At 63.9% G+C, this 14,004-nt stretch carries 10 protein-coding genes; all 10 read left to right on the forward strand.

Annotation, left to right across the window (positions count from 1 at the left end):
• Window positions 1-1,779 (forward strand): peptidoglycan D,D-transpeptidase FtsI family protein, encoded by a 1,779-nt coding sequence (locus AC3A4M_RS18890; protein WP_498737674.1) that lies wholly within the window; start codon window positions 1-3, stop codon window positions 1,777-1,779.
• A complete protein-coding gene (locus AC3A4M_RS18895) occupies window positions 1,779-3,425 on the forward strand; it encodes a UDP-N-acetylmuramoyl-L-alanyl-D-glutamate--2,6-diaminopimelate ligase (protein ID WP_498737676.1) in 1,647 nt (548 codons plus the stop codon). The genes AC3A4M_RS18890 and AC3A4M_RS18895 overlap by 1 nt, the downstream gene beginning before the upstream one ends.
• Window positions 3,426-3,431: 6 nt before the next feature.
• Window positions 3,432-4,958 carry a UDP-N-acetylmuramoyl-tripeptide--D-alanyl-D-alanine ligase gene (locus AC3A4M_RS18900; RefSeq protein WP_498737678.1) on the forward strand — a complete coding sequence of 509 codons (1,527 nt, stop codon included), beginning with the start codon at window positions 3,432-3,434 and terminating at the stop codon, window positions 4,956-4,958.
• Window positions 4,955-6,064 (forward strand): phospho-N-acetylmuramoyl-pentapeptide-transferase, encoded by a 1,110-nt coding sequence (mraY, locus tag AC3A4M_RS18905; protein ID WP_498737680.1) that lies wholly within the window; start codon window positions 4,955-4,957, stop codon window positions 6,062-6,064. Before AC3A4M_RS18900 ends, mraY begins: the two co-directional genes overlap by 4 nt.
• On the forward strand, window positions 6,046-7,590 hold the full coding sequence (gene murD / locus AC3A4M_RS18910; RefSeq protein ID WP_498737681.1) for a UDP-N-acetylmuramoyl-L-alanine--D-glutamate ligase: 1,545 nt from the start codon (window positions 6,046-6,048) through the stop codon (window positions 7,588-7,590). The genes mraY and murD overlap by 19 nt, the downstream gene beginning before the upstream one ends.
• Before the next feature lie 18 nt (window positions 7,591-7,608).
• Window positions 7,609-8,964, forward strand: coding sequence for a putative lipid II flippase FtsW (ftsW, locus tag AC3A4M_RS18915; RefSeq protein ID WP_498737683.1), 1,356 nt, complete (start codon window positions 7,609-7,611; stop codon window positions 8,962-8,964).
• 28 nt (window positions 8,965-8,992) lie between these two features.
• Window positions 8,993-10,099, forward strand: coding sequence for an undecaprenyldiphospho-muramoylpentapeptide beta-N-acetylglucosaminyltransferase (murG, locus tag AC3A4M_RS18920; RefSeq protein WP_498737685.1), 1,107 nt, complete (start codon window positions 8,993-8,995; stop codon window positions 10,097-10,099).
• Window positions 10,096-11,526 (forward strand): UDP-N-acetylmuramate--L-alanine ligase, encoded by a 1,431-nt coding sequence (gene murC / locus AC3A4M_RS18925; RefSeq protein WP_498737686.1) that lies wholly within the window; start codon window positions 10,096-10,098, stop codon window positions 11,524-11,526. Before murG ends, murC begins: the two co-directional genes overlap by 4 nt.
• A 170-nt stretch (window positions 11,527-11,696) precedes the next feature.
• Window positions 11,697-12,575 (forward strand): cell division protein FtsQ/DivIB, encoded by an 879-nt coding sequence (locus AC3A4M_RS18930; protein WP_498737688.1) that lies wholly within the window; start codon window positions 11,697-11,699, stop codon window positions 12,573-12,575.
• 206 nt (window positions 12,576-12,781) lie between these two features.
• On the forward strand, window positions 12,782-13,987 hold the full coding sequence (gene ftsZ / locus AC3A4M_RS18935; RefSeq protein ID WP_498636843.1) for a cell division protein FtsZ: 1,206 nt from the start codon (window positions 12,782-12,784) through the stop codon (window positions 13,985-13,987).
• Window positions 13,988-14,004: the final 17 nt, after the last annotated feature.

A 14,004-nucleotide genomic window follows, 5' to 3' on the forward strand; every position in this document is an offset into this window, starting at 1 on the left:
GTGGCAAGAACCAAGGCCCAAGTCCAAAGCAACCGGCGGGCCGAAGTGACGGCCCGAAGGCTCCGCGCAGGACTCGCCGTGGTGCTGGTCCTGCTGGTTATCCTCGGCGGACGTCTTTTCCAGCTGCAGGGCCTCGATACCGCCGGCATGGCTCAAGCTGCAATCGACAAGCGCCTGCGTACTTCGGAAATACCCGCCTTGCGAGGCGAAATCCTTGACGCCGAAGGGACCGTGCTGGCCCGAAGTGTGCAACGTTTCGACATCGTCGTGGACCAGCGCCTGGTCGAGGATTTCCAACGGTTCAACCAGGAAACCCGCCAGGTCGAAGATGTGCAGATCGAGGGCGAAATTGAGAATCTCGCGGCCATCCTGGGGCAGGACGTCGCCACGGTGCGGGACGCCGTCGTCGGTGATAAGCCGTTCAACTATGTAGCAAAATCGGTCACGCCTGAAATCCAGGAGAAAGTCGAGAATTTGGCCTTCCCCGGCCTGCAGTCGCGCGAGACCACTACCAGGACCTATCCGGTGGGCGAGGTGGCAGGCTCGGTAGTCGGCTTCCTGGGGTCCGACGGCACCCCGCTCGAAGGCATTGAAGCCACGCAGCAGGAAGTGCTCGCCGGCACCCCTGGTGAGCGCACCTTCGAAATCGGGGCGGACGGAATCCGAATCCCGGTGGCCACCAACGAAGAAGTACCTGCCCAGGACGGCCAGAGTGTCAGGCTCACCCTGAACTCGGACCTGCAGTGGTATGCCCAGGAGGCCATCGCCGAGCAAGTCAAGGAATACGACGCCGAGTACGGAACCATCGTTGTGATGAACGCCAAGACCGGTGACATCATTGCGCTGGCCGATTCCACCACGCTGGATCCCAATGATCCCGGGGCGACACCGGACGGCCAGCGCCAATCCTACGCCGCGACGAAGGCCTTCGAGCCCGGCTCGACGACAAAGATGATCACGATGGCCGCCGCTATCGAAGAAGGCATCACGACGCCGATTACCAAATATAAGATTCCGCCCGAGTACACCGTCAACGGACAGACGTTCATCGATGCCCGGCCGCACGATGCCAAAACGATGACCACGGCGGGCATCCTCGCGAATTCCTGGAACACGGGCACGGTGATGATCGGGGAACAGCTGACCAGGCAGCAGCGCTACGACTACCTGCGCAGGTTCGGGGTCGGCCACAAGTTCGACATCGGCCTCCACGGGACCACCGCGGGCCTGCTGGCACCACCGGAGACTTGGGACGGCCGGCAGGAATTCACAGTCCTCTTCGGCCAGGGCCTGGCGCAGACCGCCCTGCATACCGCCGTCGCCTTCGCCACCATTGCGAACGACGGCGTCAGGATGGAACCGCGGCTGATCGACGCCTATATCGACCCCGACGGTACCGAACACCCCGTGGCCAAGGAGGAAGTTGGGCGGGCCGTCTCCTCCGAGACAGCGGACCAGGTCCAGGACATGCTGGAGACCGACTCGCACGTGGCCAGTGGCTTGCCGGGTAATATCGAGGACTACCGCATCGGTGTGAAGACGGGTACGGCCGAGGCGCCGTCCGACGAGGGTGGGTTCAGTGGCTATACGATTTCCTATGCAGGCATCGCTCCCATGGAGGACCCTGAGTATGTTGTCGTGGCGACCATCCAGCGGCCGGAGGGCGGCGTATTCTCGCTGACCGCCGGTCCGGTTTTCAAAAAGGTTATGAGCCAGGTGCTCAATACCTACAATGTGCCGCCGTCCACCACCAAGCCGGTTAAACTTCCGCTCGAGTAATGATTCTGGAGAACTTTGTGAGCACCACCCCCCGACAGCCGCACAGGTCTGCCTCGCCTATGCGGCCGGAATTTGTCGAGCCCGTCACGCTACAGGAACTGCAGCTGGTCCTGGCGGACGCCGGATTGCCGGTCATGGCGTCGGCTGCAGGAACAGACTGGGACACTGCCGTGAGCGGGCTTTCGATCGACTCGCGCGCCGTGGAGCCGGGGGACCTCTACATCGGTTTGCCGGGAGCCAACCGGCACGGGGCCGAGTTCGCTGCGCAAGTTGCCGCAGCGGGTGCGGCGGCAATTCTTACGGACGACGCCGGAACCCAGTTGCTCGCGGGGCAAGACCTGGGCACGGTGCCGGTGTTGGCAGCCCCGGACCTGCGCGCCCTCGTTGGACCACTATCGGCCAGGGTCTACAACAGCCAGCCCGCAGGTACCCGGCCGAGCCTCTTCGCCGTCACCGGTACCAACGGAAAAACAACCACCACGTACTTCGTGAACTCCCTGCTGAAGGCACTGGACCAATCCACCGGCCTGATCGGGACAATCGAAATCACCGTGGGCAGTGAAGCGATTCCCAGTGCACTCACTACGCCCGAGTCCCCGGAAGTCCACGGCATCCTCGGCCTGATGCGCGAACGGGGTCTGGATGCGGCAGCGATGGAAGTGTCCTCACACGCCATCTCCTACCGGCGGGTGGACGGAGTGCGCTTTGACGTGGCAGGATTCACGAACCTCACGCAGGACCATCTCGATCTGCACGGCAGCATGGACGAGTATTTCCAGACGAAGGCCGAGCTTTTCACCCCCCATCGGGTCCGCCGCGCCGTAGTCTGCGTGGATGATCCCTGGGGGCGGCGGCTGGCCGAAAGTTCCGACGTACCCACCGTCTCGCTCAGTACCACCGGCGCGCCTGCGGACTGGCGGGTTCAGTCCATTCAGCGCGCAGGGCTGGGACACAGGTTCGAGCTGCACGGCCCGGACGGGGTGCTGCGGCTGCATACCGGCCTGCCGGGGGACTTCAACGTGTCCAACGCTGCCCTGGCGGCAGTCATGGTGCTGGCCTCCGGTGTTGACGTTCAACGTCTCCAGACAGCGCTGGATGCGAGGGATCCGTTCACAGTAGATGTTCCCGGACGAATGCAGCTGATCAGCGAGCAGCCGGCAGGAATTGTTGATTTTGCCCACAATCCCGACGCACTGGAGCGCACTCTCGCGTCCGTGCGGCGGCCCGAAGCAGGCTCCCGCGTCATCATTGTTTTTGGGGCGACGGGGGACCGCGACCAGACCAAACGCCCGCTGATGGGAGCCATCGCAGCCCGGGGTGCCGACGTCGTTATTGTCACCGACGATGATCCGCACGGCGAAGACGAAGCCGCCATCCGGCAGGACGTCCTGAGGGGCGCCTTCGCGGCGAAGCAGGACGAGCAGCTGGACACCGTGATCGAGGAGGTCTTTCCGCGCGCCGCGGCGATCGAGCACGCCGTGGAAATGGCCACGGCAGCAGATACCGTCCTGGTTGCCGGACGCGGACACGAGGTCTGGCAGGAGGTCAAAGGCGTGAACCTGGCCCTTGATGACCGGGTGGAGCTGCGGAAGGCGTTGCGCCGGCATGGATTCTATGCCCTCGGTGCCGACGCGGTAGAGTCCTAGATCGTCATGATTGAACTTACTGCAGCCGAAATTGCGGCAATTACACACGGGCGCATCATTGGGGAACCGACAGATGGTTCGGAGGATACCCCCGCTGTGACGGTTAATTCCGCGGCGACGGATTCGCGGGAAGTGATTCCCGGGTCACTGTTCGTGGCGAAGCCCGGCGAGAAGACGGATGGGCATCTGTTCGTTCCCCGGGCTTTTGCTTCCGGCGCCGTGCTGGCGCTGACCGAACGCGAGATAACCGACGACGCCGGCCGTCTGCTGCCGCAGATCATCGTGCCCGACGCCGTGCAGGCCATGGGTGCCATTGCCGCCGACGTCGTCGCGCGGCTGCGTGCCCACGGCCCGCTGTCGGTTGTCGGAATCACCGGCAGCGCGGGCAAGACCACCACGAAGGATCTGCTCGCGGGCATCTTGGCCCAGGCCGGCCCGACCGTGGCCCCGGTGGGTTCCTACAACGGCGAGGTCGGCGTGCCGCTGACCATTTTCAACGCCGACTTCGACACCCGTTACCTGGTGGTGGAAATGGGAGCCACCGGGCTGGGACACATCACTTACCTGACGGATATGGTGAAGCCGGACACCGGCGTCGTACTGGGTGTGGGTACAGCCCACGCCGGCGAGTTCGGCGGCGTGGAGAACATCGCCCGCGCAAAGGGTGAACTGGTTGAAGCGATCGGTGCCGATGGCACGGCCATCATCAACGCCGACGATCCGCGCGTACGTCAGATGGATACCCGCACGACGGCGAAGCTGCTCTATTTCACCGCCGACGCCGGGTTCTCGCCGGATGCTGCCGATGCTGAAGTTTTGCGCGCCACCGAAGTGCGTACCAATGCCGCCGGGCACCCGGAACTGACGGTCCGCTTCCCTGATGGAACCGAAAGCCGCATCGTTTCCGGGCTGATCGGTATCCACCATGCCACCAACCTGCTGGCAGCGGCCTCCGCAGCCTGGTCGCTTGGCATCAGCGCCGAGCTGATCGCCAGCGGCCTGAACGGCCGCGGTCCGGCGTCCCGTTGGCGAATGGAACGCACCGAGCGGCCGGACGGTGTGACGGTCATTAACGACGCCTACAACGCGAACCCCGAATCGATGCGTGCCGCCCTGCGGACCCTGGCCGAACTTGGCCGCGGCGAGGGACGGCGTACCTGGGCGGTACTGGGCGAGATGCTGGAGCTGGGAGAGGATTCCATCCACGAGCACGACGCCATCGGGCGGACTGTGGTCCGCTTGAACATCGCCAAGCTGATCGTGGTGGGCACCGGGGCCAGGGCCATGCACACCGGAGCCGTCATGGAGGGTTCCTGGGGCGATGAATCCACCTTCGTCGAGACACCGGAAGATGCCTACAAGATGCTCCAGCGGGATCTGCGACCGGGCGACCTGGTGCTGTTCAAGTCTTCCAACGGGGCCGGGTTACGGCACCTGGGAGACCGGGTAGCGCGCCGTGAGCCGTCCCCAACTGCCCCGCCGTCCGGCGCGGCAGAAACACCGATTCCTGCAGAGGGAGGTATCCAGTCGTGATTTCCCTGCTTATCGGCTCGGCAATGGCTCTGGTGCTTGCCCTCGTTGGCACGCCGTTGTTCATCAGGTTGCTCGTCAAAAGGGGCTACGGCCAGTTCATCCGTGATGACGGTCCGACCTCGCACCACACCAAGCGGGGCACACCGACCATGGGCGGTACCGTCATTGTCGGATCCGTCGTCATCGCCTATTTCGGCACGCACTTGCTCGAATGGATGATGAACCAGAACCACCCCGGTCCCACCGTGTCCGGCGGTGTGCTTCTGCTGCTGATGGCCGGTATGGGCCTGGTCGGTTTCCTGGATGACTTCCTGAAAATCTCGAAGCAGCGCAGCCTGGGACTCCGGGCCTGGTCCAAGATTGTGCTCCAGGGCATCGTCGGCGTGCTGTTCGCCGTCCTGGCACTGAACTTCCCGGATGAGGCCGGGCGGACTCCGGCGTCGATGAACATCTCCGTGGTCCGGGACGTACCGTGGCTGGACCTGGCCGCAGGCGGCACCGTGCTCGGCACCATCCTGTTCATTCTCTGGTCCAACCTGATCGTGACCGGAGCTACCAACGGCGTGAACCTGACCGATGGGCTCGACGGCCTGGCGGCTGGCGCCTCCGTCATGGTGTTCAGCGCCTACATGCTGATGGGTATTTGGCAGTTCAACCAGGCCTGCGGTTCCATCAAGGTGGCGGGGGAGGTCTGCTATGAGGTCCGGGACCCGATGGATCTTGCACTGCTGGCCGGTTCGCTCTGCGGCGCCCTGATCGGCTTCCTGTGGTGGAACACCTCGCCTGCGAAGATCTTCATGGGCGATACCGGATCGCTGGCCCTCGGCGGCGCCATCGCCGGTTTCGCAATCCTGTCACGCACCCAGTTGCTGCTGGTCGTCCTGGCAGGCCTGTTTGTCCTGATTGCCCTCTCGGTCATCATCCAGGTTGCGTTCTTCAAACTCAGCGGCGGCAAACGAGTCTTCAAGATGGCACCGCTGCAGCACCATTTCGAGCTCAAAGGCTGGGCCGAGGTCACAGTGGTGGTCCGGTTCTGGATCATCGCCGGCCTGTGCGTGGCTGCAGGACTGGGCATCTTCTACGCTGAATGGGTTGTTGGACTGTGAGCGTGAACGAACGGCTGGATTCACTGACATCCTGGGACGCAGACTGGTCCGGACTGCGGGTGGTAGTCACCGGCATAGGACTGTCCGGCTTCTCCACGGCAGACACACTGATTGAACTCGGCGCCAAGGTGGTTCTGGTCGACGCCCAGGACACCGAGGAGAACCGGGCTAAGGCGGACACGCTGAAAATCGTCGGTGCCCATCAGGTGCTGCTGGGGCCTGAGCACACCCAGTCGCTTCCGCTGGTTGACGGCGAACCGGCCGAACTCGTGGTCACCTCGCCCGGCTGGAGCCCGCGGCAGCCCCTGCTCGGCGCCGCCGCAGCAGCCGGAATCGCCATCTGGGGCGATGTGGAGCTTGCCTGGCGCGTACGCGAGCGTGCCGGGCGGCGGACCGCCGAATGGCTCGTCATTACCGGGACCAACGGAAAGACCACAACGGTAGGCTTGGCAGCTTCGATGCTGCAGGCGGCCGGACTGCGGGCCATCGCGGCCGGCAACGTAGGCACCCCTGTTCTGGATGCCATTCGGGACCCGCTGGGCTACGACGTGATCGCCGTCGAACTCTCCAGCTTCCAGTTGCACTGGTCCCATTCGCTCTCGCCGCTGGCAAGCGTCTGCCTCAACGTCGCGCAGGACCATGTCGACTGGCACGGCTCGTACGAGAACTATCTTGCGGACAAGGCCAAGATCTACGCGAACACCAAGGTTGCTTGCGTCTACAACGCGGAACAGCGTGAGACCGAGGCGATGGTGGAAGAGGCCGACGTCGTGGAGGGCTGCCGCGCCATCGGCTTCACCACCGGTATGCCGGCCGTGAGCATGGTCGGCGTAGTGGAAAATCTGCTCGTTGACCGCGCCTTTATCGAAGCACGCAAGGACTCTGCAGCCGAGCTGGCGGCCTTGTCGGACCTGGGCGAGCTGGCCCCACGGCATCTGGTTGCCAATGCGCTTGCGGCCGCGGCATTGGTCCGTGCCTACGGGGTGGAACCGGCCGCGGTCCGCGACGGCATCCGCAATTACAACCCGGGGGCGCACCGGATCCAGAAAATCGCCGAAATCGATGGAGTGCTGTGGGTCAACGACTCCAAAGCAACCAACCCACACGCGGCCGCGGCCTCGCTGGCGGCGTTCTCCTCCGTGGTGTGGATCGCCGGCGGATTGTCCAAGGGCGTGGACTACAGCGAACTTGTCGCTGCCCACAGCGGACGGTTGAAGGCCGTCGTCGTTATCGGCCAGGACAGCACGGGCTTACTGGCCGCGTTGGAGCGACACGCTCCGGATGTTCCGGTGATCACGGTTCCGGCGCGAGACACTGATAAAGGACAGCCCGCGGGCGGAAACGAACAAGTCACCGGCGGGAAGATCATGGCTTCAGCTGTGGCCGCGGCAGCAGGGATTGCCGTAGACGGGGACACCGTGCTGATGGCGCCGGCGGCTGCCTCCATGGATCAGTTCACGTCCTACGCCCATCGCGGCGATGCATTCATCGAAGCGGTCCGTGGCATCCAGGAAGGTCAGGCGTAGAGCCCGTAAGGAGCAGTAATGGTCAACACGCCCAACCGGGAAACACCCCGGAAACCGGCGTCGAAGGCGTCTGCCCGTCCGGCCGGTTCCGCTGACAGGAAGCTCTGGAGCCCGGGGGAAGGCCCCGAGGGGAGCAAAACCGGGCTGCGGGTCAAAGCCAAAGCACTGCTCGACCGGATTGAAGGAACCGGTCAGGAACCGACGGGCTTCAGCTACTACCTCATCCTGGGTTCGGCCCTGGCCCTGACTGCCATCGGCCTGCTGATGGTGCTTTCATCATCCGCCGTGGAATCCATTGCCGACGGCGAATCACCGTTCAGCTTGTTCCTGAAACAGGGCGTGTTTGCCGGTCTCGGTATCGCAGTGATGCTTATCCTGTCCCGGCTCAGCCCGGAGACTTACCAGAAGCTTGCCTGGCCGGCACTGGCCATTTCGGTGGTGTTGTTGCTTCTGGTCTTCACTCCGCTAGGCGAGTCGGTCGGTGGCAACCGCAACTGGATCAAGCTCCCGGGCGGGATGACCGGGCAGCCGTCCGAGGTCGCCAAACTTGGCATGTCGCTGTGGATGGCTACAGTTCTGGTCCGCAAGGAACACCTGCTGCGGGACTGGAAGCATCTGGTCATTCCTGTCGTACCGGGCGCCGGTTTGATCATCGGCTTAGTGCTGCTGGGCAGGGATCTGGGTACTGCAATGATCCTCATGCTTATTCTTGCAGGGGCTATGTTTTTCGCCGGGGCTCCGCTGAAGATGTTCGTTTCGGCTGGGCTGGTGGCGGCGGCCGGCGTGCTGGTCATGGTCGTGGCGAGCCCCAACCGGATGGGCCGCATCACCATGTGGCTGGACCAGAGCTGCGAGGTCACCACCGGGCTGAACATGCAGTCGTGCAACGGCCTGTTCGCGCTGGCGTCGGGCGGCTGGTGGGGTGTCGGCCTCGGACAGAGCCGGCAAAAGTACAACTGGATTCCGGAGGCACACAATGACTACATCTTCGCCATCATCGGAGAAGAGCTAGGGCTGCTCGGCACCTTCGTCGTCGTCCTCTTGTTCGGTTTGATGGCGGTTGCAGTAGTGCGTACTGTCATGCGGCAGAACGATACGTTCGTCCGCATCTTCGGCGGCTCGATCATGGTGTGGATCATTGGCCAGGCGTTCCTGAACATGGGCGTGGTGACCGGACTGCTGCCCGTTGTCGGTGTTCCGCTGCCGTTCATTTCCTACGGCGGGTCGGCCCTGACCATCACACTTGCCGCGGTCGGGGTACTGTTATCTTTTGCCCGGCCTGATGCCCGGGCGGGCAGGAACCGTGCCAGGAAACGGGCCAGGAACCTGGCGCAGCGGAAGGCTCCGGAGCCAGCCGGAAACATCAGCAAGTAATGACCGAGGCAGAAGGTACCAGTACTTTATGAAGACCCATGAACCGTCCGTGGTTCTCGCCGGCGGCGGCACCGCCGGACACATCAGCCCTCTGCTGGCCATCGCGGGAGCCATTCGGGAACAGGCACCCGACGCCGCAATTCTGGCCGTTGGCACGGCTGCAGGCATGGAAACCAGGCTGGTTCCCGCTGCCGGCTACGAGCTGGCCACGATCGAGCGGGTTCCATTCCCGCGGCGTCCTTCACTGGATCTGCTTAAGCTGCCGTTCCGGTTCGGCACCGCGGTGAAGCAAGCGCGCCGCATCATCGAAGGCGCGGCAGCGGATGTCGTCGTCGGTGTTGGCGGGTACGTCAGCACTCCCATGTATATCGCCGCCAAGCTGGCCAGGGTGCCGCTGGTGATCCATGAGGCGAATGCACGCCCGGGGTTGGCCAACCGCGTGGGTGCCCGCCTGACCGACGACGTGGCGGTGGCGTTCCGGAGTACCAGGCTGCCCGATGCCACCTGGGTCGGAATGCCGATGCGTCGGGAAATCTCAACCCTGGACCGCTCGGCCGCGCGTGCTGCGGCGAGGGACCGGCTGGGCCTGGAACAGGATAAGCCTACGTTGATCGTGACGGGCGGATCATCCGGCGCCGCCAGCATCAACCGCACCATCCGGACGTCGCTGGAGAAGTTTGCGGCGGCCGGCATCCAGACCCTGCACATAACGGGCAAAGGGAAAGAGCTTCGGGAGCCCGATGGCAGCCTGGTCAGCGTTCCCGGCTACCACCAGGTCGAATTCGTGGACGGTATGGAAAACGTCTACGCCGCGGCGGATCTGCTGCTGGCCCGGGCCGGCGCAGCTACTGTCTGCGAGATCGCCGCCGTCGGACTGCCGGCAGTTCTTGTCCCGCTGCCGCATGGCAACGGCGAGCAGGCGCTGAACGCCGCGGACCTCGTCGGGGCCGGGGGAGCGGTGATGGTCAAGGACGCCGACTTCACGCCTGACTGGGCAACGGCAGAGCTGCCTGCGCTGCTGCAGGACCACAAGAAGCTCCAGGCCATGGCAACGGCGGCTGCCGGGCTGGGCATCAGGGACGCGGATACACGCATGGCGGCAATGGTTTTCCAAGCCACAGGGAGGCACCAGTGAAAGCGGTTGATTTCCATACAACCCAGGAGCTTGCCTTTGAGGATCTGGGCAGCGTCCACTTTGTCGGGCTCGGAGGTGCGGGCATGTCCGCGATCGCCCGGATCCTGCTCGCCCGGGGCGTCAATGTCTCCGGCTCCGACAGCCGCGACTCCAAGGTTCTGGGCCAGCTGGAGCGGCTGGGGGCGAAGGTCTACATCGGCCATGACGCTGCCAATGTTGCGGACGCGGACACCGTAGTCGTCTCAACGGCCATCCGTCCCGATAACGCCGAGCTGCAGGCGGCGGTTTCCGCGGGGCTGAACATCATCCACCGTTCCGTCGCGCTGGCCGCTTCGATCGGATCGCAGGAGCTGATCGCCATTGCCGGTACGCACGGCAAAACAACGACGACGGCGATGGTCACCGTCATGCTGCGGGCCGCGGGCAAGGAACCGTCTTTCGCCATCGGCGGGGACGTGGCCGCGCTCGGGGTCAATGCCGCCTACGGTGCCGGCGAACTGTTCGTGGCCGAAGCCGACGAATCGGATGGTTCGTTCCTGAACTACCGTCCGAAAGTCATTGTGGTCACGAACGTGGAGGCCGACCATCTGGACCACTACGGTTCCGCCGAATCCGTTTACGCATCCTTCGACACGTTCGCGGCCCTCCTACCTGAGGACGGAACACTTATTGTCTGCGTAGACGACCAGGGGGCACACGATCTGGCGGACAGGGTCCGGGAATCCGGTGCCCGGCACCGCATCCTCGGCTATGGATATTCGCCCGAGGCGGACGTGCGGATTGAAGACAGCGGTTTTGCCGCGGGGACCAGCAGCAGCTGGATTGTCGTCGACGGGCAGCGGCACGAGCTCCGGCTCCAGGTACCCGGTGCACATAATATCCGCAATGCGACGGCAGCCTTCGCCGTCGGGCTTTGCAGCGGTGTTGATCCGGCCGCTGCTGCGGACGGACTGGCAGGATTCACCGGAGCCGCACGCCGTTTTGAGGCGAAGGGCGAGGCGGACGGGGTCCGGGTCTTCGACGACTATGCCCACCATCCGACCGAAGTGCACGCAGCCTTGTCAGCGGCGAAAAAGGTTGCCGGCGCCCACGGAGTCCATGTGCTGTTCCAACCGCACCTTTTCTCCCGGACGCGGGAATTTGCCGCAGAGTTCGCGGAGGCCTTGTCGCTGGCGGACTCGGTGACCGTGCTCGATATCTATCCGGCGCGTGAGGATCCCATTCCCGGCGTGACGAGTGAGCTGATCACGTCCCGGCTCAAGCGGCCAGGCGGGTACGAGCAAAACCCGGACCGGGCGCTGAAATCCGTGGTCGACCGGGCCCGGAGGGGCGACATCATTATGACCGTTGGCGCCGGGGACATCACGCAATTTGGCCCACAGTTGGTAGACCGCCTCGCCCAGCGGACAGCGGACGGCGCTGCTTGATGGTTAGCAGGAAGCCGCGCAGACCCGTGACTCCTGCTGGTTCCCGGAAACAGGCTCCGCTGTCCCCTCCGGACGAGTCCGCCAGCCGCGAGGATGAGGCGGTTCAACGGCCAGCGTCCGGTTCTGCCGGGCGGCAGGCGGCTACCCAAGCAGACCGCGGGAACGTGCGGGTGAATTCGGGCAAAGTCGGTGTCCTGCCGGCGGAAACCGGGACGAAGACCGCGCCAGCGGCAAAACCGGTACGTCCGAAGGGTCGCAAGAAGAACCGTGCCACCTCAGGCGCGGCCGGATCCATTCCGGACAAGAAGGTTGGGCCCGCCCCGCGCAGCACAACCGTTGTAGCCTTTCCGGAACCGCCCGGAAGGAAACTGCGCCGCCGGATCTGGATCGGCGCCATAGCAGCAGCGGTACTGGTGGTGGCCCTGATCCTGGTACTGGTGTTCTCGCCTGTCCTGGCGATCAAAACCATTACGGTCACCGGCACCGATCTGACATCGGAGAAGACGGTCGACGAGGCGCTTGCGCCGCTGAAAGAGCAACCGTTGCCGCAGGTTGGCGACGACGACGTGCGGCCGCTGCTCGAGGGGCTGCCGGCCGTTTTGGACTTTACTGTTGAAGCCCGGCCGCCATCGGAACTTGCCGTGGAAATCACGGAACGAATTCCTGTCGCCGTCCTGGAAACGGGCAAGACGTTCGCCTTGATCGATGCAGAAGGCAAACGGATCGGCTCGGTGAAAGAGCGCAAGTCCGCCGAGCTGCCGCTGATTGACGAAAGCGCGGCCAGCAAGGACCAGGAGATATTCCGGACTATCACGGCTGTTCTCAGCGCGCTTCCGGCGGATATTCTGGCGCAGTTGGAACATGCATCGGCCAAGTCAATCGACTCGGTTGAGCTGCAGTTGACCAACGGACAAAAGGTGCTGTGGGGCAACGACAGCCAGCTTGAGTTGAAGGCCAAGGTTTTCGAAGCGCTGCTCAACGCGCCCGAACCAGACGTTGAAGTAGAGGTTTACGATGTTTCGACCCCGACCATGCCGGTGACGCGTTGAGACAACAATCCACACAGATAAGCGACACGCGGCAGCGGTCGTTGCATGAGGCCGGGGATACGCCTAGCGTCTCGGAATAGAAGTTACTTGACATAACTCTAACCCTCAAGTTGAGGGTTAAGGTTACCGAGTGAACCATTGGGCCGGTGTCCGCTCCGGCCTGGCGGAATTGATCAGTGCACAGATTCGAACAAGGGACACAGGACGTGGCAGCACCGCAAAATTACTTGGCCGTCATTAAAGTCGTCGGCATCGGCGGCGGTGGAGTGAACGCCGTCAACCGAATGATCGAGGTAGGGCTCCGCGGCGTGGAGTTCATTGCCATCAACACTGATGCGCAGGCTCTGCTCATGAGCGATGCAGACGTCAAGCTTGATGTGGGGCGTGAACTTACGCGTGGACTGGGCGCAGGCGCTGATCCGGAAGTTGGCCGCAAGGCTGCCGAAGACCACGCTGAGGAAATCGAAGAGGTGCTTCGCGGCGCCGACATGGTTTTCGTAACTGCCGGTGAAGGCGGTGGCACCGGTACCGGTGGCGCTCCGGTGGTGGCACGTATCGCGCGTTCTTTGGGTGCGCTGACCATCGGTGTCGTTACCCGTCCTTTCACTTTCGAGGGCCGTCGGCGGTCGAACCAGGCCGAAAGTGGTATCGAGACGCTCCGCGATGAAGTGGACACGCTGATCGTGATTCCCAATGACAGGTTGCTCTCCATCAGCGACCGCAACGTGTCGATGCTCGACGCTTTCCGCTCGGCCGACCAGGTCCTGCTGTCCGGCGTCCAGGGCATCACCGATCTGATCACGACGCCTGGCCTGATCAACTTGGACTTCGCTGACGTGAAGTCCGTCATGCAAGGCGCCGGCTCGGCCCTGATGGGTATCGGCTCCGCCCGCGGCGAGGACCGTGCGGTCAAGGCAGCCGAACTGGCCATCGCGTCGCCGCTGCTGGAAGCATCCATCGACGGTGCGCACGGCGTCCTGCTGTCCATCCAAGGCGGCTCGGACCTTGGTCTGTTCGAAATCAACGAGGCCGCCCGCCTCGTGCAGGAAGTGGCCCACCCGGAGGCGAACATCATCTTCGGTGCGGTCATCGACGATGCCCTCGGCGACGAGGCCCGCGTCACTGTGATCGCCGCGGGTTTTGACCAGGTGGATGTTACGTCCGCAGCGCAGCCTGCGCAGAAGCCCGCGAACGCCCCGGCAGCGCCGGCCGTCCCGCCGTCCCAGCCTGCCGAACACGCACAGGTCCCGGCAGCGGCGCCTGCAGCTTCCAGCGGCAGCTGGGGGCAGATGCCACAGCGTTACGACGTTCCGGCGGATGCAGGTTTCGATGTAGATCTGCCTGCCGTGGTCGAGCCCGACCTGACGGCCGGCCGCACCGATGACCTGGACGTCCCGGATTTCCTCAAATAGAACTGAAAACGCGACAA

The sequence above is a fragment of the Arthrobacter sp. Soil_C_60 genome (assembly GCF_057656375.1).